Raw genomic sequence first — 26,226 nt, forward strand, 5'->3', positions numbered from 1 at the left:
TCTTCCAGCCGAACTATCGGCTGGATAATTTATATGTGCAGTGGGTTGGGTCTTATGCTGAAGGCAGCAAGTTTTGTCTGAATTCGCCCAATAAATCACTAACAAATTGAATTCGTTTCCGTCTGTCGACCAATGGTATCGTAAACTTGAACTTAGTTGGTCCTTCCATTGAAAACTTTTGCGGTTGAGATTGCAACAGTTTAACAAGGTAGTTCGGGTTTATGTCAGCATCCGGGTAGAATTCGATAAATCCGCCTTTATCGTGCGCTTCAATTTTCTTGGCTTTGATAGATGCCGCCGCTAATTTAAGCTCGGAAACCGATAATAAGTTCTTGGTTGCATCAGGAAGAATACCGAAGCGGTCGATAAGCTCGACTTTTAGCTCTGCAAGTTCATCCGTGTCACTCACGCTCGCAATACGCTTGTATGTTGATAAACGCGTGTTGATGTCTGGAATATAGTCGTCTGGCAATAGTGCAGGCAGACGCATCTCAATTTCAGTTTGTTCACGCAATAGATCATCAAGTGAAGGCTCTCTACCTTCTTTCAATGCTTCTACTGCTTGCTCAAGCATCTCCATGTACAAGGTGAAACCAACCGACTGGATTTGACCACTTTGCTCATCGCCTAATAGCTCACCAGCACCACGAATCTCTAAGTCATGGGTTGCTAGCGTAAAGCCTGCACCTAAGTCTTCAAGTGAAGCTATGGCGTCCAATCGTTTGACCGCGTCTTTGGTCATTGCTTTCGGGGGAGGTGTTAGCAAGTAGGCATAAGCTTGGTGGTGAGAACGGCCCACACGACCACGCAATTGGTGAAGCTGAGCTAAACCAAGGTTATCGGCTCTGTCCATCAAGATAGTATTAGCTGTTGGTACATCGATACCGGTTTCGATGATGGTTGTACACACCAACAAGTTAAAGCGCTGGTGGTAGAAGTCATTCATGATGCGTTCCAGTTCGCGCTCTCGCATCTGGCCATGAGCCACGGTAACGCGCGCTTCTGGAATCAGCTTCTGTAGTGACTCTGCTGTTTTCTCAATCGTGTCGACTTGGTTGTGCAGGAAGTAAACCTGCCCACCACGCATAATTTCACGCAGCACCGCTTCTCTGACGATCGCATCATCACTTTCGCGAACGAAGGTTTTAATTGCCAAGCGTCGTGCGGGTGGTGTTGCGATGATAGACAAATCACGCATACCACTCATTGCCATGTTCAGCGTTCGCGGGATTGGTGTAGCAGTGAGCGTTAGGATGTCGACATCCGCACGCATTGCTTTCACTTTCTCTTTCTGACGTACACCGAAGCGGTGTTCTTCATCGACAACCAGCAAGCCAAGGTCTTTAAACTTAATATCGCTAGAAAGAAGCTTATGAGTCCCCACCAAGATGTCGACCTTACCCTCGGCGACATCTTGCATGATCAACTTCTGCTCTTTAGCTGATTTGAATCGGGATAGAACCTCGACACGAATCGGCAAGTTGGCGAAACGGTCGCGGAAATTTTCGAAGTGTTGCTGCGCAAGTAGGGTAGTAGGGACTAAAACCGCCACTTGTTTGCTGTTATCGGTACACACAAACGCTGCGCGCATCGCGACTTCGGTTTTACCAAATCCAACATCACCACACACCAAACGGTCCATGGCTTTTGCTTGGCACATGTCAGACATCACTGCATTGATGGCCATAGCTTGGTCATCGGTTTCTTCGAATGGGAAACCAGACTTGAAAGTCGCGTATTGGCCACGGTCGAGCACAAATTTGTAGCCAGGTTTCAGCTCACGCTTAGCGTAAACATCAAGTAGCTCCGCTGCAACATCACGGACTTTCTCTGCGGCGCGTTTACGAGCTTTTTGCCACGCTTCGCCACCGAGTTTATGCAGTGGTGCAGAATCTTCAGCGCCACCAGAGTAACGCCCGATTAAGTTCAAAGACGCAACTGGCACGTAGAGCTTGGCATCGTTTTGATACTCAAGCGTTACGTATTCGGTTTTCATGCCGCCGGCTTCGAGTGTTTGCAAGCCGATGTAACGACCAATACCGTGGTCAATGTGCACAACAGGCTGACCCGGTTTAAGCTCTGCCAAGTGGCGAATTACGGTATCGCTATTAACGCTTTTCTTATCTTTCTTACGACGCTGAACAACACGATCGCCAAGTAAGTCGCTTTCACAGATAAGGGCGATGTTGTGCTCTTCATGGATAAAACCGTGTTCAGCAGAGCCAAGGATCAGGCTGAACTTATCTTTGCCTTTAATCGCTTCGTCGAGGTTTTCAACTTCGCTTGGACGAACTTTTATTCCTCGAAGCAACTCACTCAGAGCCTCACGGCGACCTTCAGACTCAACTGAAAAAACCACTTTGCCTTCGAAGGCTTCAGTGAACTTTCTTAGGTTTGCGAGTGGCTCTTTATTCTGATGCTGAACACTGAGGTCAGGCAATGTCACGACCGGTAAGTTAGTGCGGCCTGCTTTCTCTTCAATCGAATCTAGGCTTAGGTTGACTTGTGGCTTCTGTTTGAAGTGTGCGAATAGCTCGTCTTTCTTTAGCCATAGTTGTTCAGGTGTCAGCAGTGGTCGTAATGGATCAACACCGCGCTGTTCGTATCTGTGAGCAACATCAGCAAGGAACGAATCAACAGCTGTTTCTACGTCACCAAGAACTAAGAGTTGCGCTTCATCGGCAACGTAATCAAACAAGGTTTCTGTGTGATCGAAGAACAGCGGTTGCCAATACTCAATACCAGCAGGCCAAGTCCCTTTTGAAACCTGCATATAAACCGATTCTGGTTCGCGGCGGGCATCAAACTGTTGGCGCCAACGAATACGGAAATCTTCAATCGCTGTTTCCGAGGTTGGAAACTCATGAGCAGGTAGAAGGCGAATCTCGGAGATATCTTCGATAGAGCGTTGATTCTCAGGATCGAAGGTACGAATCGTATCGATTTCATCATCAAAGAAGTCTATACGATATGGGTCTTTACTGCCCATTGGGAATAGGTCGAGAATAGAACCACGGCTTGCGTATTCACCTGGGCCAAACACTTGATCAACGTAACGATAGCCTGACTTTTCAAGCTGCAAGCGCAGTTTCTCAAGCGAGTAGAGATCGCCCGTTTTCACCATTAGAGTGTGCTGCAGCAAAAAGTCGCGCGGTGACTGGCGTTGCAATAACGTGCTGATCGGAACGATCGTGATGCCGTCTTTTAATGTCGGCAAAGCATAAAGGCGTGCGATACGATCTGAGATGATCTCTTGGTGCGGCGAAAAGCTGTCGTAAGGCAGTGTTTCCCAGTCTGGGAATAGTGCGACTTCATGTGCCGTAAACTGTTCAATTTCAGATTGTAGCTTAAGTGCGACTTGTGGGTCTGGCACTGCAAGTACGGTATGGCTGTTGTGCTGCTCTGCGAGTTTAGCAATGGCCAAAGCGAGAGACGAACCGACTAGGTTACCGATATGCTTTTTGTCACCGGCACCTTTAAGTTTAGGTAGTGTAAATATGGATTTTTTGGTCATGTTAATTTACTTGTTATCTCGGTCTAGAGAGCGTTGACGCAAGAGTTTCTGTTGTTGATGAAGTGCCGCTTTAATTAGCAGGTCTTGGTCGGTATCGCGAAGATGAGCGTATTTAAATTTGATTTCGAAACCTGAGTCTTTCGCTTCGCTAGCAAATACTTCTGCGTAGCAATAAATGGCTGCTGCTGGGTGCTCTAGGAAAAGTTTGGCTTTTACTAAGCGACCCGGTTCGATGTCTACTTTTGAAAAGCAGGAAAACTGACTCGCACCAAATGAATAGGTGTGAGTACGAAATTTCTCATCATCTTGCTGCGATAACATAAAGCTCAACAAGAGGTTTAATTTTGAGTTTTGTGCATCCAATAAACTGGTGACATTCTTCAAGTCGCTGTTTTTCAGTTCAGCGCGAGCACTGTCAGCTAACAGATCCAATTGGCTAAATTCACTTGCCACCACAAATGGTGCTGGGATCTCAGATTCGAATTGAATTTGAGAGGGTAAAGTGAAGCCGCTGTCCATTGGTTCAATATTAGCGGTAAGGCTATGGTGAACGGTGAAAAACTCTTGTTCTGTCATGCGTTAGTTCCTTGAAGTGATCTATTGATTATCGCTATGTGGCCGCAGTAATCAAGGTCAGTTAATTGAAAGTCTCAAATAGTTGTTTGAAATTTGGCAATTTGACAAGGTTCTGTTTTTCAAGCCTAACTAATTGAGTTAATTCACTCTATATTTTCAATTAACCCCTACACAGTAACAGCAATACCCGTTACATTAACCCGCATCCCCTTTAGATGGTTCAAAGTATGTTTCATCCTATTTCGTTGTTTGTTGGCCTACGCTATTTGAAAGGCCGTTCAGGTGATCGCTTTAGCCGTTTTGTTTCTTATATGTCGACGGCAGGTATCACCATTGGTGTGCTGTCTTTGGTTACTGTTTTATCGGTAATGAATGGATTCGAAGCGCAGTTAAAAGACCGAATTCTTGGTGTTCTTCCTCAGGCCGTGGTTTATGAGCAAGGCGGCACCACCTCTCTTTCTGCTAAAGCGCCTAATTTTGCAGAGCAAATGTCTCTTAATGGTCACGTTGAGCCGATTGTTCGCAGTGAGGCAGTAATTCAGAGTCCGGCTCAGTTATCTGCAGGGCTGTTAATCGGCATTGAGCCTAATTCAGATGACCCTCTTCAGAACCACTTAATTGCAGGTCGATTGTCTTCACTTAAAGCGGGTCAGTATCAGCTATTTCTTGGTCATACCTTGGCGAGAAATTTGAAGGTATCTATGGGTGACAAAGTTCGCCTGATGGTGACCAGCGCTAGCCAATACACACCATTAGGTCGTATTCCAAGCCAACGAAATTTCACTGTTGCTGGTATTTTTAATACTGGCTCTGATATCGATGCTCAATTGATGGTGACAGATATTAAAGATGCTGGGCGTTTGATGCGCTACAAATCAGATACCATTTCAGGCTGGAGACTATTTTTTGAAGACCCGTTTGAAGTCGCAGAGTTATCGACTCAACCATTACCTGAAGGTTGGTTGTGGAGTGATTGGCGAGACCAACGTGGCGAGCTGTTTCAAGCGGTGCGCATGGAAAAGAATATGATGGGCTTGATGCTTGGTCTTATCATCGGTGTTGCTGCATTTAATATTATTTCCGCGCTTATTATGGTGGTGATGGAGAAGCAGTCTGAAGTCGCGATTCTTAAAACACAAGGCATGACCGATGGTCAAGTCATGGGAATTTTTATGGTTCAAGGTGCAAGTAGTGGCGTGATTGGGGCGCTCTCTGGTGGAGTATTGGGCGTTGCCCTAGCAATGAACCTTAATACTATTTTAGAGGCGATGGGGGTTGCTCTATTCTCATTTGGTGGCCAACTACCAATTTTAATTAACCCAATTCAAATCGCCGTTGTTGTGGTTCTGGCTATCGCACTTAGCTTGATTGCCACTGTATTCCCTTCTTATCGTGCATCGTCTGTGAAACCTGCTGAGGCCCTTCGTTATGAGTAATTTTCTTCAATGTAATGATATCCGTAAAACGTACCGTGAAGGCTCGTTAGATACAGAGGTGCTCAAGGGAGTCAGCTTTGAAATCGAAAAGGGTGAGCTAGTAGCAATCATCGGCACCTCTGGCTCGGGCAAAAGTACCTTACTACATATCTTAGGCGCGCTTGATGATGCCTCTGCAGGCAGTGTGAGTTTTCTTGGTCAGGACTTAGCATCTTTGAGTTCAAATAAGCAAGCGAAGCTTCGCAATCAACATCTCGGTTTTGTTTATCAATTCCACCACCTTCTTTCTGATTTTTCTGCACTAGAAAACGTAGCTATGCCGTTACTTATTGGCGGCGAGAAACCTGTGAAAGCAAAACAAGAAGCTCAACTGTTACTTGATAAAGTTGGGTTAAGCCACCGTGTTGATCACCGACCTTCAGAACTTTCTGGTGGTGAAAGACAGCGTGTGGCAATTGCTCGTGCATTGGTAAACAAACCTGCTTTAGTTTTAGCTGATGAGCCGACTGGTAACCTTGACCACAATACCGCATTGTCAATTTATGACTTAATGCGTGAGCTCAACCGTGAATACGATACCGCCTTTTTAGTGGTGACCCATGATGGCGAACTCGCAGCCAAAATGGACCGTCAATTGCACATGCAAGATGGCTTGTTGGTTAACGTAGAAAAAGAGGAGAGCTAAGTGTTTTCTTCTTTATCTCTATTGATAGGCGGTCGATTTAGCCGAGCGAAACAGCGAGACAAGATGGTGTCGTTCATCTCTTTGTCTTCGACAATCGGCATTGCGGTTGGTGTCGCCGTGATCATTATTGGCCTGTCGGCCATGAATGGTTTTGAGCGTGAGCTTGAATCACGCGTGCTTTCTGTTATTCCACACGGTGAGTTTGAGGGCGTGAACGAGCCAGTAACTCGCTGGGAACATGTGATCGAACAGTCCGAAAAACACGACAAGGTTATGGCAGCTGCGCCTTATGTGAAAATTACAGCGCTTGCTGAAAAGGGCAAAGAGTTGAAAGCGATCGAAGTGCGCGGCGTTGACCCTAAGCGTGAGCAAGAAGTCTCGAGCTTGTCTAACTTCATCGACAAACAAGCTTGGAGTGAATTTAAGTCGGGGCAACAACAGATCATCTTGGGCTCAGGTGTAGCAGATGTGCTTGGCGCTAAAGTCGGTGATTATCTGACTTTGATGATTCCAACGGTGAATGGTTCTGTGAAGGTTCAGGCGCCAAAACGTGTTCGAGTGAAAGTGGTGGGTTTGCTGACGCTTAATGGTCAGATAGACCACAGCTTGGCTCTAATCCCTATTGGTGATGCTCAAGTCTACGCAAACTTAGGTGAAGCGGTGACTGGAGTCTCTTTAAAAGTGACCGATGTGCTGAACGCGAACTCTATTGTGCGCGAAGTGGGCAATCAGCTTGATGTGTACGTGTATCTACGAAGCTGGCAACAGAAGTTTGGCTTCTTGTATCGAGATATCCAATTGGTTCGCACCATCATGTATCTGGTGATGGTACTGGTTATTGGCGTCGCTTGTTTCAATATTGTCTCGACTTTAATGATGGCAGTGAAAGACAGAGCATCAGAGATCGCGATCTTAAGAACCATGGGTGCATCAGATGGTCTAGTGAAGCGCATCTTTGTTTGGCAGGGCGTATTCTCAGGTGTGTTAGGCAGTTTAGTGGGGAGTGCGATAGGTGTGTTGGTGGCACTTAACCTCACTACGCTTATTAAAGGGCTTGAAAAGCTTGTCGATCACCAGTTCTTGTCCGGTGACATTTACTTTGTCGACTTTTTGCCATCACAGTTGGATATGACGGATGTTGTTGTTGTGTCCGGTACTGCGATTGTGTTGAGTTTGCTGGCGACATGGTATCCAGCATCACGAGCGGCGAAGTTAAATCCGGCCTCGGTGCTTAGTTCTAAATAATCAGCAGTCAGTTCTCTAGTAGATACAAAAAAGGATCCCAATGGGATCCTTTTTTATTGAATTCAATTCGTGTTCTTTACGACTTTCGTTACATGCCAATCTTGCAGAGGTCAGCGGCTCATCTGATTTTAACTTGTGTGCATTTTAAGTGAAGCGCATACAAGGTTAGATTGAATGACAAGGAACGGTCGTTCAGTACCTTGCTTGTCGCTTTTTCCAACTTCTTACTACTGAGTAACGCCATAAACCGCGAATACCAAAGTAGCCAGTCATTGCTGAAACCACCCCACAAATCAGACAACCCAATAAGAACGGAGGCCCAATGGTGCTCATCTGCGCCAAGATGAAGTCCCAAGACAATTCGAAGTGAAAGGCTTGCGGCGGAACATGCATAACAAACGCCCCGACTTTATAAGCAAAGTAGAAGAGAACGGGCATGGTGACCGGGTTACTGATCCAAACAAGTGCGACAGCCAGAGGCAGATTAACGCCACATGCGACGGCAAGGCCTGCAGACATAATCATTTGACTTGGTAGAGGGACAAACGCCATGAATAACCCAACAGCGAACGCGCCAGCCGCAGAGCGACGATTAAGGCACCATAAGTTGGGGTTGTACAAAACATTGCCAAAAACTTTCAATGCTTTCTGACGCTTGATTAACTCATGGTCAGGCATAAATCGTTTGATAAACTTTCTTGGCATAGGAGGAAGCTACTCTCTTGTTTAACACTTGGTTCTTGATTTCATTTGCTGCGACAGTTGTGTCTGCCAGCTTCTGGCCTGTGATGCCACATTGGGTTTGGGCACCATTGATGCTGTTGCTACTGCTAGCATCAACAAAGTATAGCGTTTTCCGGAGTGCAAGAGGTCCAGTAACAGCATTGATACTAGTTATCTGCCTAGGGAATGCGATTGAAATACAAACGAGTCGCTTATTCCAATCAGGGCAGAATACTACCATAAATGCTTCGGTTGTTAGTCTTTTTAGTGAAAATAGCCACGGTTTTGAAAGCGTAATAGTAGCCAGATCAATTAGCGGCGAAAAATTAATCTCTCCTCAATTGATAAAATTGCGTTTATTCACCCCTTTTAAGTTAACGCTTGGAGATGATGTCAATTTATCTGTGTCCATAAAGCCTGTATGGGGCAAACTCAATGAAGCAGGCTTTGATTTAGAAAAGTACTTGTTTAGTGCAGGCGTGGTTGCCAATGCAACTTACAGGGCCGATACCAAATATCGAATACACTCTAGCACCAACTTGCGAGCCCAATGGTTTGAAACCAGCCTTGAAAGGTTAAGTCGGCTGACAAACCAAGACCTCATTATGGCTTTAAGCTTTGGGTATCGGGAGCTCATTCATCCTCAGCGGTGGGATTTACTTAAAAGTAGTGGCTTAATTCATTTGATGGCTATCTCGGGACTCCATATCGGGATTGCCTTTGGTTTCGGTTATCAGTTAGGCAAGATATTCAGGTTACTTTCACCTTCATATCTTTGGCTTCCTACGATGTTCGGGCTCGGTTTGGCCTATTTCTATAGTTGGTTTGCTGGGTTCACGCTGCCAACTTTAAGAGCTTTAGTGATGTGCGTCATCGCCAGTTATTTTTTGTGGCGTGGGCAGAATATCAGTTTGCTTCGGTATGTCGCTTTAAGTCTGTGCGTGGTTCTGCTGATTTGGCCGTTTTCAGTCTTGTCGAGCAGTCTTTGGTTGTCCTTTGGTGCATTGGGCGCCGTTCTATATATCGCTTTAAATTGTCAGCCTTCATCTTCAGTCTCTACATTTTTCGATCGAGTATTGTTGCTCATTAAGATCCAACTGATACTTACACTCCTGATCGCGCCGTTTTCCATGCTGTTTTTCAAAGGGGTCAGTTTAGTCTCTGTTTTCTACAATTTACTTCTTTTGCCTTGGGTATCGATGGTGACGATCCCGCTGTTGTTTCTGGCAATGTTTCTTAGCTTAATATCGGAGTCAGTGTCTAGTACGCTTGAACTCGGAGTGATAGAGAATGGTTTTGTTAGCCAACTGTGGAAGTTGGTCGACTTGTCGCTTGAGCCTCTCGTATATAGCCTTCCTTTCTCTGAGCGATTTTGGATTCAAGTCGATAATCATACAATTGAGTTATTTGTATTCCTTATTTTGTTTTTCGGCTTTGTTGGTCGATACCTCAAGCAAGCACTATCGATATTGCTAATTGCGCTGTTTGTGCTGTGGTGGGAATTCAGCAAACCCCAGCAAGAAAAGCTAACCATCGATATATTGGATGTTGGACACGGGTTGTCTTTAGTGTTGGAAAAGAACAATCAGATTGTTGTTTATGATCTTGGCAATGCGTGGCCAGGAGGCTCGGTTGTTGAGTCTTTGTTGATTCCTACTTTGAATCAGCGGGGGATTCATGAATTAGAAGGCGTGATTGTGAGTCATTTCGATTCTGACCATGCTGGTGGTTATCCGGCGTTGCTTGAAAACTACAACCCTAAGTGGATAAGAACCAGTCAGAATATTAATCAACAACCCCAATCTACCACTCCAGCTCTGCCTAATATTCAAGCATGTACTCTTGGTGAGGTTTGGAACTGGCAAGGTATTGTTTTTGAAGTGTTATGGCCTCCCAAGCAAGTGAAGAGGGCGTACAACCCACATTCGTGCGTGGTCAAGATATCAGACTCAAATACAGATTTCTCGATGTTGCTCACTGGCGATGTTGAACTAGTAAGTGAGTGGTTACTTGCCCGTGAAGGTGAACGGCTTAGGAGTAATGTCATGTTGGTTCCGCATCATGGCAGTGATTCGTCATCGATTAAGTCGTTTATTGAGGCCGTGTCACCTCAGCTGGCGATAGCTTCTCTAGCCAAAGGAAATCAGTGGGGAATGCCAAGTGCGTCTGTTGTTGAACGCTATCAGGAAGCGGGGAGTACTTGGCTAGATACTGGAGACAGCGGACAAATAACCATCACTCTTAGCAAAGAAGGTTGGCAATATCATGCGATTAGAGAACAACAAGGCGGGCAGTGGTATAGGCAGATGCTTCGTAAGGGAGTAGAATAGATAGATTATTGTGAGAAAATTAAGCGATTCTATGTCAACACAAACAGATGAAACTACCTGGGTCACATTTAAAAGACTTTGGACTTATATTCGACTATATAAGGCCGGCCTAGGTGTTGCGGTAATTGCGCTTATTATAAATGCCGTTTCTGATACCTATATGATTTCCTTACTAAAGCCGTTACTTGATGAAGGCTTTGGTAATGCTGAATCTGACTTTTTACGTACACTTCCACTTATTATCTTTGCCATGATGTTCGTTCGTGGTGTCAGTGGTTTTGTTTCAACCTACTGTTTGAGCTGGGTCTCTGGCAATGTGGTTATGGAAATTCGTCGTAAAATATTCAGCCATTTCATGCACATGCCTGTGTCTTTCTTCGATAAAGAACAGACTGGTGCTCTGCTATCCCGAATTACTTACGATTCAGAGCAAGTGTCTGCAGCAACCAGTAAAGCGTTAGTCAGTATTGTCCGTGAAGGTGCAAGTATTATTGGCTTACTGACGCTGATGTTCTGGAACAGTTGGCAGTTGTCTTTGGTGTTATTCGCTGTAGCACCTCTTGTGGCGTGGGCGATCAGTATCGTATCGAAGCGATTCAGAAAGATCTCTAAGAACATGCAAACCAGCATGGGTCATGTTGCTTCTTCAGCTGAACAAATGCTGAAAGGGCATAAAGTGGTTCTAACTTACGGTGGTCAAGATCTCGAAAAACACCGCTTTGATAAAGTTAGTAACCAAATGCGCCAACAAAGCATGAAGCTAATCACTGCTCAAGCGGCCGCTAACCCAATTATTCAAATGATCGCATCAGTTGCGATTGTTGTTGTTCTATTCCTTGCTAGTGTTGATTCTATTAAAGCCGAGCTCACTGCTGGTACGTTTACCGTTGTCTTCTCTGCAATGTTTGGTTTGTTGCGTCCACTAAAAGCGCTAACTAACGTAACATCTGAATTCCAACGCGGTATGGCAGCAAGTACGACGCTATTTGGTTTGATGGATCTAGATACAGAACAAAACAAAGGCACGTTGAAACCTGAAACCGTAACCGGTGACGTTGCAGTAAAAGATGTGACGTTTACTTATGACGGTGCAGAGAAGCCTGCACTCGATAAGGTGAGTTTCAATATACCGAAAGGTAAAACAGTCGCACTTGTTGGCCGTTCTGGTTCTGGCAAGAGTACCATTGCGAACTTATTTACTCGTTTTTATGACGTAGACTCAGGCTCAATTGAACTTGATGGTCACGATATTCGTGATTATGAGTTGAGAAATTTGCGTGAACACTTTGCTCTCGTTTCCCAAAATGTACATCTATTTAACGATACGGTGGCGAATAACATCGCTTACGCAGCGGAAGAACAGTATTCACGTGAACAGATTGAACACGCGGCTAAGCTTGCTCATGCTAGTGAGTTTATCGAAGGCATGGAAAATGGCATTGATACCGTTGTTGGTGAAAATGGCGCGAGTCTTTCTGGTGGTCAAAGACAGCGTATTGCGATTGCCCGAGCTCTATTGAGAGATGCACCTGTTTTGATTCTTGATGAGGCAACATCAGCACTGGATACAGAGTCAGAGAGAGCGATTCAATCCGCACTAGAAGAGCTGCAGAAAGACAAAACAGTATTAGTTATTGCACACCGACTCTCTACCATCGAGCAAGCCGATGAAATTCTAGTGGTTGATGATGGTCATATTGTAGAAAGGGGAGCACATGCTGAATTAATCGCGCATGATGGCGCCTATGCTCAATTACACCGAATTCAGTTCAGCGGATAAGATTAGGTCTTGTTGTGATCGAAAAGATTTGGTTTAACAACCACCCGTTGAAATATCTTCTCTGGCCGCTATTGTGGCCACTGAGTTTGCTGTTCAAAATGATCAGTGGCCAACGTCGTGACGCTTATCTATCGGGTAAGAAAGAGACCTACCGTCCGCCATTGCCAGTAATTGTTGTTGGTAATATTACCGCTGGTGGTAATGGTAAAACACCGGTCGTGATTTGGTTGGTTGAGATGCTCCAGGCCAATGGTTTTAAACCTGGTGTCGTTTCTCGTGGTTACGGTGCAAAAGCACCAAGCTATCCGCTGGTTTTGGATGAGAATACGCCAGCAGAACACTCTGGTGATGAACCTCGTTTGATCCGAAAGCGAACAGGAGCCCCTGTTGCGGTCGACCCTGTGCGCGCGAATGCGGTGAAGGCTTTACTGAGCGAAGGGGTGAATGTCATCATCACTGACGACGGCCTTCAGCATTATGCACTTGAACGTGATATTGAATTTGCGGTTATCGACGGTGCGAGACGCTTTGGTAGTGAGTGCCTAATTCCTTTAGGCCCATTAAGGGAGCCTATATCTCGTTTAGATGACGTAGACTTTTTGGTGAATAATGGCGGTAAAGCGCACGGGCGAGAGTTCTCGATGTCTTTGCTTCCAAGCCAAGCCGTTAACCTGAAGACAGGTCAGAAAAGGTCTGTGGCAGAATTACAGAAGCTGGTGGCTTTTGCAGGTATTGGCCATCCACCACGTTTTTTTAAAACATTAGACGATCTTGATGGTGATGTGGTGTTCACACAGGGTTTCGCTGACCATCAAGATTTTGATAAAGATGAACTTCATGCCTTAGCTAAGAAAGGCATGAATCTGATTATGACAGAAAAAGACGCTGTAAAATGCGAAGAATATGCTCAAGATAACTGGTGGTATCTTCCAGTTTCTGCGCAGTTTGATGAAGATTCGCAACAGCAAATTTTAAAAAGAATAAAAGAGGTTATGGAATACTATGGATCACCGTCTACTTGAGATCGTTGCTTGCCCTGTATGTAAAGGTAAACTAACTTTTGACAAGGATAAGCAAGAGCTTGTTTGTAAAATTGATCGCCTTGCTTACCCAATTAAAGAGGGTATTCCTGTTCTTTTAGAACCTGAAGCTCGCACCGTTTCAATGGATGAGGGTAAGTAATGTCTTATACGGTTGTTATACCTGCAAGATACCAATCGAGCCGTTTACCAGGTAAGCCTCTGGCTGACATTGGTGGCAAGCCGATGATTCAATGGGTATACGAACAGTCGATGAAGGCAGGTGCTGATAACGTTATTATCGCTACCGACGACGCTCGAGTTGAAAAAGCGGCTAAAGCATTTGGCGCGACCGTTTGTATGACATCACCGAATCATGAATCAGGCACTGAGCGTCTAGCTGAAGTGATTGAAGTTATGAAGATTCCAGATGATCATATTATCGTGAATGTTCAAGGTGATGAGCCACTTATCCCACCTGCGATCATTAATCAGGTTGCGAATAACCTTGCGAACAGTACAGCTCCGATGGCAACGTTAGGTGTGGAAATTACTCATGCTGATGAAGTGTTTAATCCTAACGCAGTTAAAGTTGTAACCGATAAAGACGGTTACGCGTTATATTTTAGCCGAGCAACCATCCCTTGGGATCGCGATGCTTATGCGAACAACGGCACTGCAGCAGAATCGCCTTTGCTTCGTCATATTGGTATCTATGCTTACCGAGCGGGTTTTATCAATACCTACATCAATTGGGAACCAAGTACCCTAGAACGAATTGAGTGCCTAGAGCAACTACGCGTGCTTTGGTACGGTGAAAAAATCCACGTAGACGTTGCGGCTGAAGCGCCTGCTGCTGGGGTTGACACACCTGAAGACCTAGAAGCGGTTCGAGCTATTATTGGCTAAGCTTCTTTGAGCTGATCATAAAACACAGTAGAGCCTTGCTTGTTGCGAGGCTTTTTTCTATCTATCGAAAAGTACGCTATCGATAAGCGCGTGGGTGTCTTATTGACTTACGCAAACGGATATTGAGCTGGTTGCATTTGTTTATGCATCATCAACACGGAATTATCTGAGATTTACCTCGCTCGACTTCCAATTTTTCTCTATAATATGCCGCCTATAAAGTAGTGGCGAATCGCTAGTACAGAATAAAACTTACGACAAAACGTGGAGTAAAAGATGCCTTCTCAAAGCCCAGTGATTACGGTTGATGGACCAAGTGGTGCAGGTAAAGGTACCCTGTGTATGTTACTAGCAGATAAGCTAGGCTTTCATCTTCTAGATTCAGGCGCGATCTATCGCGTATTGGCTTTAGCTGCAATTCACCATGGTGTGGATACAGAATCAGAAGATGCTTTAGTACCGCTTGCTACACACTTAGACGTGCAGTTTATTGCTGAAGGCGACTTAGTTAAGGTTATCCTAGAAGGTGAAGATGTGTCTGGAGAACTTCGTAAAGAAGAGACTGGCATGGCGGCTTCAAAAGTTGCTGCTTTACCTCGCGTTCGAGAAGCACTGCTTCGTCGTCAACGTGCATTCAGCGCTGCGCCTGGCTTGGTTGCCGATGGCCGTGACATGGGAACGGTTGTGTTTCCTGAAGCTGAAGCGAAAATATTTTTAGATGCAAGTGCTGAAGAGCGTGCGAGTCGCCGCCTTAAACAGTTGCAACAGAAGGGGTTAGATGTTAAATTTGACGACCTTTTGAGCGAGATCCAAGAGCGAGACGACCGAGATCGTAATCGCCCAGTGGCGCCACTTCGCCCTGCAGAGGATGCTCTAGTGCTTGATTCCACCTCAATGAATATTGAGCAGGTAGTAGAAAAAGCACTACACTATATTGAATCGAAACTGGCTGGGTAATTTCGCCGAGCTAGTACGAACGTTGGTCGCAAGGATGATGACCGGCGAATTTATCAACCCCATGCGGTAGGATACCCATGGACGTTTAATTATTGAAGATTAAATAATGACTGAATCTTTTGCTCAACTCTTTGAAGAGTTTCTATCTGAAACTGAATTCCAACAAGGCAGCATCGTTAAAGGTACTGTAGTAGCTATCGAGAACGGTTTCGTTCTTGTAGACGCTGGTCTTAAGTCTGAATCTGCTATCCCTGCTGAACAATTCAAGAACGCTGCTGGCGAACTTGAAGTTGAAGTTGGTGCTGAAGTAGACGTAGCTCTAGACGCTGTTGAAGATGGTTTCGGTGAGACTCAACTTTCTCGTGAGAAAGCTAAGCGTCACGAAGCTTGGATCGTACTTGAGAAAGCTTGCGAAGAAGCTGAAACTGTTGTTGGTATCATCAACGGTAAAGTTAAAGGCGGTTTCACTGTTGAACTTAACGGTATCCGTGCTTTCCTTCCAGGTTCTCTAGTAGACGTACGTCCTATCCGTGACACTGCTCACCTAGAAAACAAAGAGCTAGAGTTCAAAGTAATCAAGCTAGACCAGAAGCGTAACAACGTTGTTGTTTCTCGTCGTGCTGTTATCGAATCTGAAAACAGTGTTGAGCGTGACGAACTTCTTGAAACTCTACAAGAAGGTACTGAAGTTAAAGGTATCGTTAAGAACCTTACTGACTACGGTGCATTCGTTGACCTTGGCGGTGTTGACGGTCTTCTACATATCACAGATATGGCTTGGAAGCGCGTTAAGCACCCATCAGAGATCGTTAACGTTGGTGACGAAATCCTAGTTAAAGTTCTTAAGTTCGATCGTGAGCGCACTCGTGTTTCACTAGGTCTTAAGCAACTAGGCGAAGATCCATGGGTAGCAATCGCTAAGCGTTACCCTGAAGGTCACAAGCTTTCTGGTCGTGTTACAAACCTAACTGACTACGGCTGCTTCGTTGAGATCGAAGAAGGCGTTGAAGGTCTAGTACACGTTTCTGAAATGGATTGGACTAACAAGAACATCCACCCTTCTAAAGTTGTTAATGTTGGCGACGAAGTTGAGGTTATGGTTCTTGATATCGACGAAGAACGTCGTCGTATCTCTCTAGGTCTGAAACAGTGTAAAGCTAACCCATGGCAGTCATTTGCAGAAATGCAAGCTAAGGGCGACAAAGTTACTGGTAAGATCAAGTCTATCACTGACTTTGGTATCTTCATCGGTCTAGAAGGCGGTATCGACGGTCTTGTACACCTATCTGACATTTCTTGGAACGCTGCCGGCGAAGAAGCTGTACGTGAATACAAGAAAGGCGACGAAATCTCTGCTGTTGTTCTAGCAGTAGATGCAGAGCGTGAGCGTATTTCTCTTGGCGTTAAGCAAATGGAAAACGACCCGTTCAACGCATACGTTGCTGACAACAAGAAAGGTGTTCTTGTAAACGGTACTGTTACTGCAGTTGACGCGAAAGGCGCTACTATCGAGCTAATCGAAGGCGTTGAAGGTTACATCCGCGCTTCTGAAGTTTCTCGCGACCGTATCGAAGATGCATCTCTAATCCTAAGCGTTGGCGACAGCGTTGAAGCGAAGTTCACTGGTGTAGACCGTAAGAACCGCGTAATCAACCTATCTATCAAAGCTAAAGATGAAGCTGATGAGCAAGAAGCAATGGCTTCACTGAACAAGTCTGAAGAAGGCGCGTTCGGTAACGCAATGGCAGACGCATTCAAAGCTGCTAAAGGCGAATAATAGCTTCTCGTTAAGAGAATTATAGCTATATAGCCAAGAAAGGAGCCGTAAGGCTCCTTTTTTTTTGCTTATTTTTCCGATAGGTCTATAATTTCTAAAAAGAAAACCAACGAGGGTAACTATGACTAAGTCTGAATTGATTGAAAGACTATGCGCTGAGCAAACGCATCTTTCTGCAAAAGAAATTGAAGACGCTGTAAAAGACATTTTAGAGCACATGGCTTCAACACTAGAAAGTGGTGATCGAATCGAAATTCGCGGCTTTGGCAGTTTTTCTCTGCATTACCGTGAACCTCGTGTTGGACGTAATCCTAAAACTGGTGACAAGGTAGAGTTGGAAGGCAAATACGTTCCTCACTTCAAACCAGGTAAAGAGCTACGCGAACGAGTAAACTCAGGACTGTAGCCTACTTATCGGAATTAAGAAAAGCGGCATACTATAATGTATGCCGCTTTTTTATGACCATAATATGGTGGTCTGATTAGTAATTTTCCTGCATAATCGTACAGCTAACCAACCAATGAGTGATGAACTATGAAAATTATAAAAATAGTCGCCGTTATCGCACTTTTCCTAATTGCACTGGCTTTAGGCTCTCAAAACCAAACAACTGTGAATTTCAACTATCTGCTAGCGCAAGGTGACTTCCACCTATCAAGTTTACTAGGCGTTGTATTCGTTTCAGGCTTTGCCCTTGCTTGGTTAGTCTTTGGCAATATGCACATGCGGTCTCAGCTAAAAATTCATCGCTTGAAGAAGCAACTCAATAAGCAATCAAAGCAGGTCGCTGCTGATACTAAAGCTTAAAGGCTATATTTGATGTTAGAGTTACTGTTCTTACTTTTGCCTATCGCAGCCGCTTATGGTTGGTATATGGGTAATCGTAATGCTCAGCAAGAAAAACAAAAACAATCACACCAGATCTCCCGTCAATACGTGACGGGTTTGAACCTATTACTGTCAGACCAATCTGACAAAGCGGTTGATCATTTTATTGAGCTACTTCAAGTAGACAATGAGACCATCGACACTCACTTAGCCTTGGGCAACTTGTTCCGCTCAAGAGGCGAAGTCGACCGCGCTATTCGAATTCACCAAAATCTTATCTCTCGTTCGGGGCTTACTCTCGACCAGAAAAATCTCGCACTGCAACAATTAGCTAAAGACTACATGGTCTCTGGTTTTCTTGATCGCGCCGAAAAAATCTTTGAACAGCTTGTAGAAGAACCCGACCACAAAGAGGGCGCTTTGCAGCAGTTAGTTGCTATTTATCAGCAAACTCGAGAGTGGAATAAGGCTATCCATTACGGAAATATCCTCGTTAAGCTTGGTAAGAAGAAAATGAAAATGCGTGCGACAGTAGCGCATTTTTGGTGTGAACTTGCGATGCAGGAGCAAGCTGATGGCAATCGCTCTAAAGCACTTCAGCACTTCAAGAAGGCGCTTTCTGAAGATCCTAAATGTGTTCGTGCAAGTATTGCTTTAGGTAAGTTCCACTTAGCGAATGAAGATTACCAAAAGACAATTGATTGTCTGGAGTCGGTACTCGAACAAGATATCGATTTTATCAGTGAGGTGTTGCCAACTCTTGCTGAGTGTTACCACAAACTTGGACAAGAAGCTCAACTGGTCGAGTTCCTGAAAGCGTGTATACAGAAGAAAGCCGGTGTATCTGCCGAACTGATGCTGGCGCAATTGGTTGCTCACCATGAAGATGTAGGCTCTGCGCAAGAGCTACTGACCAAGCAGCTTGTTAAAAACCCAACCATGAAAGGTTTTTATCGATTAATTGATTACCACCTAGCGGAAGCTGAAGAAGGTCGAGCGAAAGACAGCTTAACCACACTTCAGTCTATGGTTGGTGAACAACTTAAGGTTAAGCCCCATTATCGTTGTCGTCAGTGTGGTTTCTCAACACATTCAATGTATTGGCACTGCCCTTCATGTAAGGGGTGGGGAACGATCAAGCCTATTCGTGGGCTTGATGGTGAATAGATTTGTGGTCATTTTAAGACCAAATTATTAATTGCAGCTTTCGGGCTGCATTTTTATGACTGTTATTTATCACCTGATTTGGTGATTGAAATTTTTAGAAAGTTAACTGCGTTAGGAGATGAAATGAACGACCAAAAAATCATTGTAGCTTTGGATTATGACAACCAAGCGGATGCGTTAGCCTTTGTTGATCGTATTGATCCAGCATCTTGCCGCCTAAAAGTGGGCAAAGAGATGTTTACTCTGTTTGGCCCTGAATTTGTTCGTGAATTGCATAAGCGTGGTTTCTCAGTATTTTTAGACCTTAAGTTTCACGATATCCCGAACACATGTTCAAAGGCAGTCCGCGCTGCCGCTGAACTAGGTGTATGGATGGTGAACGTACATGCTAGTGGCGGTGAGCGCATGATGACAGCTTCTCGCGAGATTTTAGAACCGTATGGTAAAGATCGTCCGCTGTTAATCGGTGTGACGGTATTAACCAGTATGGAGCAATCTGACTTGGCGGGTATCGGTTTGGATTTGGAGCCTCAGCAACAAGTTATGCGCTTAGCGTCTCTAACGAAAAACTCAGGCCTAGATGGCGTTGTATGTTCGGCACAAGAGGCTTCTTTACTGAAAGGGGCTCTGGGTCAAGAGTTTAAACTAGTGACTCCTGGTATTCGACCTGTAGGCGCTGATGTTGGCGACCAGAAGCGAATCATGACGCCTTCTAAGGCGATTCAAGCCGGCTCAGACTACTTAGTTATCGGTCGTCCAATTACTCAAGCAGCAGACCCTGCAGCAGTACTTGCTGAAATCAACGGCACGCTAGCTTAAGCCTATAATTAAGTCGCAATTCCAATAAAGAAGGCCAGCAATTTGCTGGCCTTTTTGTTTGTTTTCGAGAAACAGAATTCGTTTGGGCTAGATTGGCTTAACTTAAACCGGCGCACCACTATGGAATTTGAAGTCACTGTCTTCTGAAGTGATAAGTTCCGCTTCTACTTGCGCAAAATGAGCAATACGCTCTGAAATATCTTTACCTGCGATCTGTTCTGCTAGCTCAAGGTAATCTTGGTAGTGGCGAGCTTCTGAGCGAAGTAGAGACACGTAAAATTTCTCCATGTCTTCTTCCAAGAAAGGAGCCAATTTAGCGAATCGTTCACAAGAGCGAGCTTCAATAAACGCGCCGATGATAAGCTTATCAACCAGAGCATCAGGCTCGTAAGTCTTAACTTGTTTGATCAAGCCTTTAGCATAACGACCCGCCTCGATTGGCTGGTAAGTTACGCCTTTCTTCTCCATCAACTCCATGACTTGGTAGAAGTGATGCAGCTCTTCTTTGATCAGCAGTACCATCTTATCGATCAGATCAGCACCGTAATTACAGCCTTCTTTCGCTGTGATTTGCTTGGATACGTTGCTTTTACCACGCAGAGACTCTAAGTCTCCGATACGACGGTAAGCAAATTGCTCGTATGGCAAAATCCATTCATTCAGTTGTTTCGCACTTTCTTTATCAACTGCGTACTTGCGGATAAGGAACAAGGCACTCTGTGCTGCTTTAAGTTCACACAGCATGTGATCGCGTAGAATGATGTGCAGATTTTCAGGCTTTTTGGCTTCATCTATCCATGAATCTGGCGTTTCTGCTTTCAGAAAAGAGTGGATTGGAGCGAGTAGTTCTTGATACATGGTCAGGGAAAGTTTGTTGATAATGCGGGGATTTTATCACAGCTCAAGAGATCTCCCTATACAGAGAAAGGAAATTCAACAGCTATAAAAAAGGCCGCCTATTTAATGTAAATAAGGCGGCCTTTAATTGTTGAGTTAGACTGTTACCATTTTTTCTTTTGACCGAAGAGGGCATCCATATCGTCTTCTCGCTCTTTAGATTCGATCTGTTGTAAATCTTGAGCGTTCTTATCTTGGCGTTTTTGATCAAGCTCGTCGAGCATCTGCTGTAGCTTTTCTTTTGCTTGATTAGAGTACGAATCATTTTTGGTTGCTAGCGCATCGATACCTTTACGCAGTAACTGAATTGCTGTTCCCGGTTGCCCACGAGAAATCGAGTCGTTTGCACGTTTGATAACGTTTTCAATGTTGATACGAATTTGAATTGTCTCTAGACGAGCGTTTTCAACCACATAAGCTTGAGTCTCGAAGCGACCCTTATTGTGTTCGTTGCGGACTGTATCACGTAGGCGCTTAACGAGCTTTAGCATCATGATTGCTTGCTTGTCACTACTTGGTACGCGGAAAACTGTGCTCTCACCACCTTTGTAGTTCTCTTTGAGCTGAGTGATCTGTTGTTTTACGCTTTCAATGCGTTGGGCAAGCTGCTTATTTTTTGGATCGAGTTGATACATGTTTTCTAATGCATCAAGAATCCGATTGTTTAAGCACACAAGAAGATCTTGGCTAAACGGCATGTGATGAGCGTTGCCAATCAGTTCTTCTGTACCGTCAATAATGGTTAGATAACGAGAAGCTTCCTGTTTCTTCGCTGTTTCTACCTTAACTTTATATTGAAGCATGATGTTGTAGCCTAAAACTAACACCAAAAGAACGGCTACTAAGGCGATTATTAAACCAATATTCATATATTTGAGTCTGCTTATTATTTTCTATAGCTAACCTGAGAGGATACACGATTCCATTGTGTATCGGCACTCGTAAATTGCAATTTCTGATTATCTCTTGTTGAGCGAAATCGGCAATCAAAACTTACCCACTAATGTATGAGAATGAGGGTTGGGTTGCAAAGCGTTAGTGATGTTTTTGTTTGTTAAGCTAGAAAAACTCAATTTTTCTGTCATTTTTGTGTTTGAAGCGTTATAACTATTAATTATATTACACGAGACTATAACGCTCTCTTTGCAAATAAGTTAGCACAGAAATGAGTAAAGGATTACGAGGTTAGATATGAAGTTACAGCAACTGAAGTACATTGTTGAGGTTGTAAACCATAACCTAAATGTTTCAGCTACAGCAGAGAGTTTGTACACATCTCAGCCAGGCATTAGTAAGCAAGTTAGATTACTTGAAGACGAGCTAGGCATTCAGATTTTTGAGCGTAGCGGTAAGCATTTAACACAGGTTACCCAAGCCGGTGAGGATATCATTCGCATCTCTCAAGAGATTTTGGCTCGTGTTGAGAGCATTAAAGCCGTAGCGGGTGAACACACTCATCCTGAGATGGGTACATTGAATATTTCAACCACTCATACCCAAGCTCGTTATGCTCTGCCTGATGTGATTAAAGGTTTCACTGCGCGTTATCCAAAAGTATCGCTTCACATGCACCAAGGCACACCAAGCCAGATGTCAGAAGCGGTAGCGAAGGGTACAGCGAACTTTGCGATTGCAACAGAAGCTCTGCACCTTTATCAAGATGCGATCATGCTGCCGTGTTACCACTGGAACCGTTCAATCGTTGTGACCAAAGATCACCCTCTGGCACAGAAGCGAAATATAACGATCGAAGATCTTGCGGCTTATTCTCTAGTGACCTACGTATTTGGTTTCACTGGTCGTTCTGAGCTTGATACTGCGTTCAATAAAGTTGGTCTAACACCGCGTGTTGTGTTTACCGCGACCGATGCGGACGTCATCAAAACGTATGTTCGCATGGGCATTGGTGTGGGTGTCATCGCAAGTATGGCGATTGACCACGAGCAAGATACCGATTTGGTTGCAATTGATGCGAGTCACCTATTTGGTGCTAGCACCACAAGCATTGGCTTTAGAAAAGGCACATTCCTGCGTTCTTACATGTTTGATTTTATGGAGCGTTTTGCGCCGCACCTAACTCGCCCAGTAGTTGAGCAAGCCATTTCTTTGAAGTCTAATGAAGAGATCGAAGAGATGTTTAAAGATATCGAACTACCTGTTCGTTAATCTCTTCATTTAAAGCTAGACTCTTATTCGGCCTGTATTTACAGGCCGTTTTGTTTTCGGCTTTATTGGGCGTGCGTTTTTTAGTTCTCTTTGTCTCGAACCTTTCCATTTGAAGCTCTTACCCCTACAATCCACGCACCATAGGGGGAATCATGCATTCACGATTTACAATTCTCGACTCATTTTTGTTAGAGCACCAAGTTTATTGGCGTTCAGAGCCTTTTCACCTATGCCAAACTCAACAGCAACCATGGCAAGAGGCCAATCGTCCACTTGTTGACTGGTTAGAAGACTTAAGCATTGAAAGCATTCAAACTTTAAAAGAAAACCCTGAGCTGTTGGCCGAGGAACTGATTCGTTTCCTTCCTGATTTAGAGCTCGCGAATCAAAATATTCAGTTTGATAATACAGCTTTGGTAGGGCTCCACCTCCCTCGTGGTACTGCCGATGGTATTCCAGGTAGAAAGTTGCAACAAATCGTGTCGATGGGAGAGGCGGTACTTGATCACCACCATGGTAAAGAGTGGCTGGAGTGGTGTTCTGGTAAAGGCTTCCTTGGTCGAATCTTATCTCAACAATCGAAGCAAAAAGTGACCAGCTTCGAGTGGCAACAATCGCTGTGCGAAAGCGGCCAAAAGATTGCAGATGCACAACGTTTAGAAATGACGTTTGTTCAAGGTGATGCCTTTTCTGAGAGTGTTGATGAGGTGTTTAATTCCAATCAACATGCGGTAGCACTGCATGCCTGTGGTGATCTCCATGTTGAGTTAGTTAAAAAGTCCGTGTCGCATGGGCTTCCTGCTGTGACTATATCCCCTTGTTGTTATCACCTTATTCGTGACGACAACTACAAAGCGATGTCATCAGTGGCACAAGCCTCGGCTTTAACATTGAGCAAGAGTGATTTACGAATTCCACTCCAAGAAACCGTTACTGGTGGCGAAAGGGTAAAGCGACATCGCCAATTGGAGATGAGTTATCGCCTAGGCTTCAGTCAGTTACTCAAGGCTGAAATGGGGATTGATGAATACATTCCCGTGCCGAGCATCAAAAAATCAGAATTGTCTGCGGGCTTTAAAGCTTTTTGTTTATGGGCTTCAGAGATTAAAGAGCTCCCAATTCGTTTGGATACCGATTTTGAGTCTTATCTTGTTCAAGGGGAGCAACTTTTCTGGGAGATGGAAAAACTAAGCCTGGTTCAGCAAGTCTTTAGACGACCATTAGAGATATGGCTAGCGTTGGATCGCGCGATTTATTTAAAAGAACAAGGCTACGAAGCCACCATCGAAGAGTTTTGTGAACGTAGTGTCACACCTCGAAATCTGTTGGTTCATGGTGTTAAGAGCGATAGATAAACGATGCGGTTATTAGAAAGCGTGCTAATCATAGCTTTCGAACGATAGTGTTATAGAGACAAAAAAGCCAGTTCGACAAAATCGGACTGGCTTTTTAATGTGTGGATTAACTGAACGCTTCAACGAGAAAATTTGACGCTCAGTTAGTTACTACATCATTAGTTAAACATTGCGATAGCTTCTGCTGGATCTACGTATTCAAGGTCAAAGCTTTCTGCAACTTCTTTACAAGTTACTTTACCGTGAATGACGTTTAGACCTTCTAGGAAGCCTTCATCAGATAGAAGTGCTTCGCGGTAGCCTTTGTTCGCTAGCTTAACAATGTAAGGAAGTGTTGCATTGTTTAGTGCGTAAGTTGAAGTACGCGCTACAGCACCTGGCATGTTTGCAACACAGTAGTGAACTACGTCATCAACGATGTAAGTTGGGTCTGCGTGAGTGGTTGCGTGAGAAGTCTCGAAACAACCGCCTTGGTCGATTGCAACGTCAACAACAGCTGAACCTGGCTTCATCTTAGCGATGTGCTCTTTTGTAACCAGTTTAGGCGCTGCTGCACCAGGGATTAGTACTGCACCAATCACTAGGTCTGCTTCTAGAACATGCTTCTCGATAGCGTCTTCAGTAGAATAAACCACTTTTGCGCGACCTTGGAATTCTTCATCAAGACGACGAAGTGTATCTACGTTACGGTCAAGGATTGTAACATCAGCGCGAAGGCCAACAGCCATACGTGCTGCGTTAGCACCTACAACGCCGCCACCAACAACAACAACTTTTGCTGGTTCAACACCTGGAACGCCACCAAGAAGAAGACCACAACCACCGTTAGATTTCTCTAATGTTTGTGCACCTGCTTGAATAGACATACGACCAGCTACTTCAGACATTGGTGCTAATAGTGGCAAGCGACCCATATTATCTGTTACAGTCTCATAGGCTACGCAGACAGCTTTGCTCTTGATAAGCTCTTCAGTTTGTGGAAAATCTGGTGCAAGGTGTAAATAGGTAAATAATATTTGCCCTTCGCGAAGCATAGCTCGCTCGACAGCTTGAGGTTCTTTAACCTTTACAATCATCTCTGCTTTCGCGAAAACGTCAGCAGCAGTAGGAAGAATGGATGCGCCTACAGCGATGTAATCATCGTCTGAAAAACCGATACCAGTACCGGCATTGGTTTCTACAAAAACTTGGTGGCCGTGTGAGATTAGTTCTCTCACGCTAGCTGGGGTCATACCAACGCGGTATTCGTGGTTCTTGATTTCCTTAGGTACGCCAATGATCATCCTGACTCCTCATTTTATTTTGGTTGTTTTATCTATGTGTAGGGTAATTCTGTCGAATTAATATCTAGTATAGATAGGTTCAGATAAAATTTGATACTGAATATTAAAAAGTTGTAGTATATTTTTTTGCAAGGAAGTAATAAGGTGGAATAAAAAATGGCAGACAATTATAAGAAGCCGTCCAAGGAACTAGATCGTATTGACCGCAACATTCTTAATGAGTTGCAAAAAGACGGTCGTATCTCAAACGTTGAACTCTCAAAACGAGTAGGACTTTCTCCAACTCCATGTCTTGAACGTGTTCGTCGTTTAGAACGTCAAGGTTACATTACTGGGTACACAGCATTGCTGAACCCACAGTACCTTGATGCTTCACTTTTAGTGTTTGTTGAAATTACGTTGAACCGTGGTGCGCCAGATGTGTTCGAACAATTCAACACCGCTGTGCAGAAACTAGATGACATCCAAGAGTGTCATTTAGTGTCGGGTGATTTTGACTATCTTCTAAAAACACGTGTATCTGATATGGGTGCTTACCGTAAGCTATTGGGTGATACGTTACTTCGTCTACCGGGCGTAAACGACACTCGAACTTACGTTGTAATGGAAGAAGTGAAACAAACTAATCAACTTGTGATTAAAACTCGTTAGTCACAATTGGTGAAATGAAAGAAAGCGGACATTTGTTCCGCTTTCTTGCTTTCTGGAATTGGGTTTTTCTGTTTGATATGGTTAAATCAACAGTAGTTTCATTGAAAC

The 26,226-nt window shown here is 44.4% G+C and carries 23 protein-coding genes; 17 read left to right on the forward strand and 6 right to left on the reverse strand.

The window, feature by feature from the left end:
• Nucleotides 1-52 precede the first annotated feature (52 nt).
• On the reverse strand, nucleotides 53-3,514 hold the full coding sequence (mfd, locus tag CWO27_RS07035; RefSeq protein WP_107898757.1) for a transcription-repair coupling factor: 3,462 nt from the start codon (nucleotides 3,512-3,514) through the stop codon (nucleotides 53-55).
• A gap of 6 nt (nucleotides 3,515-3,520) precedes the next feature.
• Nucleotides 3,521-4,090, reverse strand: coding sequence for a hypothetical protein (locus tag CWO27_RS07040; protein WP_048658284.1), 570 nt, complete (start codon nucleotides 4,088-4,090; stop codon nucleotides 3,521-3,523).
• A 227-nt stretch (nucleotides 4,091-4,317) separates the two neighbouring features.
• Here CWO27_RS07040 and lolC point away from each other — a divergent pair, with 227 nt between their 5' ends.
• The 3 genes from lolC to lolE are packed head-to-tail and all read left to right on the forward strand — an operon-like array spanning nucleotide 4,318 to nucleotide 7,456.
• A complete protein-coding gene (gene lolC, locus CWO27_RS07045) occupies nucleotides 4,318-5,526 on the forward strand; it encodes a lipoprotein-releasing ABC transporter permease subunit LolC (protein ID WP_102478377.1) in 1,209 nt (402 codons plus the stop codon).
• Complete coding sequence (gene lolD / locus CWO27_RS07050) at nucleotides 5,519-6,211, forward strand: lipoprotein-releasing ABC transporter ATP-binding protein LolD (RefSeq protein WP_107898758.1); 693 nt, start codon at nucleotides 5,519-5,521, stop codon at nucleotides 6,209-6,211. Before lolC ends, lolD begins: the two co-directional genes overlap by 8 nt.
• A complete protein-coding gene (lolE, locus tag CWO27_RS07055) occupies nucleotides 6,212-7,456 on the forward strand; it encodes a lipoprotein-releasing ABC transporter permease subunit LolE (RefSeq protein WP_107898759.1) in 1,245 nt (414 codons plus the stop codon).
• Between the two features lie 192 nt (nucleotides 7,457-7,648).
• Here the strand turns inward: lolE and CWO27_RS07060 are convergent, their stop codons facing one another.
• Complete coding sequence (locus CWO27_RS07060) at nucleotides 7,649-8,161, reverse strand: DUF2062 domain-containing protein (RefSeq protein WP_048658288.1); 513 nt, start codon at nucleotides 8,159-8,161, stop codon at nucleotides 7,649-7,651.
• Between the two features lie 17 nt (nucleotides 8,162-8,178).
• Here CWO27_RS07060 and CWO27_RS07065 point away from each other — a divergent pair, with 17 nt between their 5' ends.
• The 11 genes from CWO27_RS07065 to pyrF all read left to right on the forward strand — a co-directional run bounded on the left by CWO27_RS07065 (nucleotide 8,179) and on the right by pyrF (nucleotide 19,766).
• Nucleotides 8,179-10,509 (forward strand): DNA internalization-related competence protein ComEC/Rec2, encoded by a 2,331-nt coding sequence (locus CWO27_RS07065; RefSeq protein WP_107898760.1) that lies wholly within the window; start codon nucleotides 8,179-8,181, stop codon nucleotides 10,507-10,509.
• A 31-nt stretch (nucleotides 10,510-10,540) separates the two neighbouring features.
• Nucleotides 10,541-12,289: a lipid A ABC transporter ATP-binding protein/permease MsbA gene (msbA, locus tag CWO27_RS07070; RefSeq protein ID WP_048664097.1), complete on the forward strand. Its 1,749-nt coding sequence runs from the start codon at nucleotides 10,541-10,543 to the stop codon at nucleotides 12,287-12,289.
• A 14-nt stretch (nucleotides 12,290-12,303) separates the two neighbouring features.
• Complete coding sequence (gene lpxK / locus CWO27_RS07075) at nucleotides 12,304-13,311, forward strand: tetraacyldisaccharide 4'-kinase (protein ID WP_055320128.1); 1,008 nt, start codon at nucleotides 12,304-12,306, stop codon at nucleotides 13,309-13,311.
• Nucleotides 13,292-13,471, forward strand: coding sequence for a Trm112 family protein (locus CWO27_RS07080; protein ID WP_004736429.1), 180 nt, complete (start codon nucleotides 13,292-13,294; stop codon nucleotides 13,469-13,471). The genes lpxK and CWO27_RS07080 overlap by 20 nt, the downstream gene beginning before the upstream one ends.
• Nucleotides 13,471-14,217 (forward strand): 3-deoxy-manno-octulosonate cytidylyltransferase, encoded by a 747-nt coding sequence (kdsB, locus tag CWO27_RS07085; RefSeq protein ID WP_009847141.1) that lies wholly within the window; start codon nucleotides 13,471-13,473, stop codon nucleotides 14,215-14,217. The genes CWO27_RS07080 and kdsB overlap by 1 nt, the downstream gene beginning before the upstream one ends.
• A gap of 276 nt (nucleotides 14,218-14,493) precedes the next feature.
• On the forward strand, nucleotides 14,494-15,174 hold the full coding sequence (gene cmk, locus CWO27_RS07090) for a (d)CMP kinase (protein ID WP_017060237.1): 681 nt from the start codon (nucleotides 14,494-14,496) through the stop codon (nucleotides 15,172-15,174).
• 106 nt (nucleotides 15,175-15,280) lie between these two features.
• On the forward strand, nucleotides 15,281-16,951 hold the full coding sequence (gene rpsA, locus CWO27_RS07095) for a 30S ribosomal protein S1 (RefSeq protein WP_010439921.1): 1,671 nt from the start codon (nucleotides 15,281-15,283) through the stop codon (nucleotides 16,949-16,951).
• Nucleotides 16,952-17,072: 121 nt separating this feature from the next.
• On the forward strand, nucleotides 17,073-17,357 hold the full coding sequence (gene ihfB / locus CWO27_RS07100) for an integration host factor subunit beta (protein ID WP_010439923.1): 285 nt from the start codon (nucleotides 17,073-17,075) through the stop codon (nucleotides 17,355-17,357).
• A gap of 129 nt (nucleotides 17,358-17,486) precedes the next feature.
• Complete coding sequence (locus CWO27_RS07105) at nucleotides 17,487-17,759, forward strand: LapA family protein (RefSeq protein ID WP_017066774.1); 273 nt, start codon at nucleotides 17,487-17,489, stop codon at nucleotides 17,757-17,759.
• A 12-nt stretch (nucleotides 17,760-17,771) separates the two neighbouring features.
• Nucleotides 17,772-18,947 (forward strand): lipopolysaccharide assembly protein LapB, encoded by a 1,176-nt coding sequence (lapB, locus tag CWO27_RS07110; protein ID WP_016769333.1) that lies wholly within the window; start codon nucleotides 17,772-17,774, stop codon nucleotides 18,945-18,947.
• A gap of 123 nt (nucleotides 18,948-19,070) precedes the next feature.
• Nucleotides 19,071-19,766, forward strand: a complete 696-nt coding sequence (gene pyrF / locus CWO27_RS07115; RefSeq protein WP_107898761.1) for an orotidine-5'-phosphate decarboxylase — start codon at nucleotides 19,071-19,073, stop codon at nucleotides 19,764-19,766.
• A 102-nt stretch (nucleotides 19,767-19,868) separates the two neighbouring features.
• Here pyrF and miaE read toward each other — a convergent pair whose 3' ends face one another.
• Nucleotides 19,869-20,624 (reverse strand): tRNA isopentenyl-2-thiomethyl-A-37 hydroxylase MiaE, encoded by a 756-nt coding sequence (gene miaE, locus CWO27_RS07120; RefSeq protein WP_048658293.1) that lies wholly within the window; start codon nucleotides 20,622-20,624, stop codon nucleotides 19,869-19,871.
• A gap of 143 nt (nucleotides 20,625-20,767) precedes the next feature.
• The gene (locus CWO27_RS07125; RefSeq protein WP_048658294.1) at nucleotides 20,768-21,532 is read right to left on the reverse strand and encodes a hypothetical protein; all 765 of its coding nucleotides are present in this window, start codon (nucleotides 21,530-21,532) and stop codon (nucleotides 20,768-20,770) included.
• 322 nt (nucleotides 21,533-21,854) lie between these two features.
• Between CWO27_RS07125 and cysB the strand changes: the two genes are divergently transcribed.
• Nucleotides 21,855-22,829, forward strand: a complete 975-nt coding sequence (gene cysB, locus CWO27_RS07130; RefSeq protein ID WP_017060244.1) for an HTH-type transcriptional regulator CysB — start codon at nucleotides 21,855-21,857, stop codon at nucleotides 22,827-22,829.
• Between the two features lie 152 nt (nucleotides 22,830-22,981).
• Nucleotides 22,982-24,184, forward strand: coding sequence for a methyltransferase (locus CWO27_RS07135; RefSeq protein WP_102432598.1), 1,203 nt, complete (start codon nucleotides 22,982-22,984; stop codon nucleotides 24,182-24,184).
• A 158-nt stretch (nucleotides 24,185-24,342) separates the two neighbouring features.
• Here the strand turns inward: CWO27_RS07135 and ald are convergent, their stop codons facing one another.
• On the reverse strand, nucleotides 24,343-25,467 hold the full coding sequence (gene ald / locus CWO27_RS07140; RefSeq protein ID WP_017060246.1) for an alanine dehydrogenase: 1,125 nt from the start codon (nucleotides 25,465-25,467) through the stop codon (nucleotides 24,343-24,345).
• 156 nt (nucleotides 25,468-25,623) lie between these two features.
• On the opposite strand from ald, the gene lrp reads away from it, so the two are divergent.
• On the forward strand, nucleotides 25,624-26,118 hold the full coding sequence (lrp, locus tag CWO27_RS07145; RefSeq protein WP_004734558.1) for a leucine-responsive transcriptional regulator Lrp: 495 nt from the start codon (nucleotides 25,624-25,626) through the stop codon (nucleotides 26,116-26,118).
• Nucleotides 26,119-26,226: the final 108 nt, after the last annotated feature.

Source organism: Vibrio sp. 10N.286.51.C3 (assembly GCF_003050065.1).
GTDB classification, from domain to species: domain Bacteria; phylum Pseudomonadota; class Gammaproteobacteria; order Enterobacterales; family Vibrionaceae; genus Vibrio; species Vibrio crassostreae.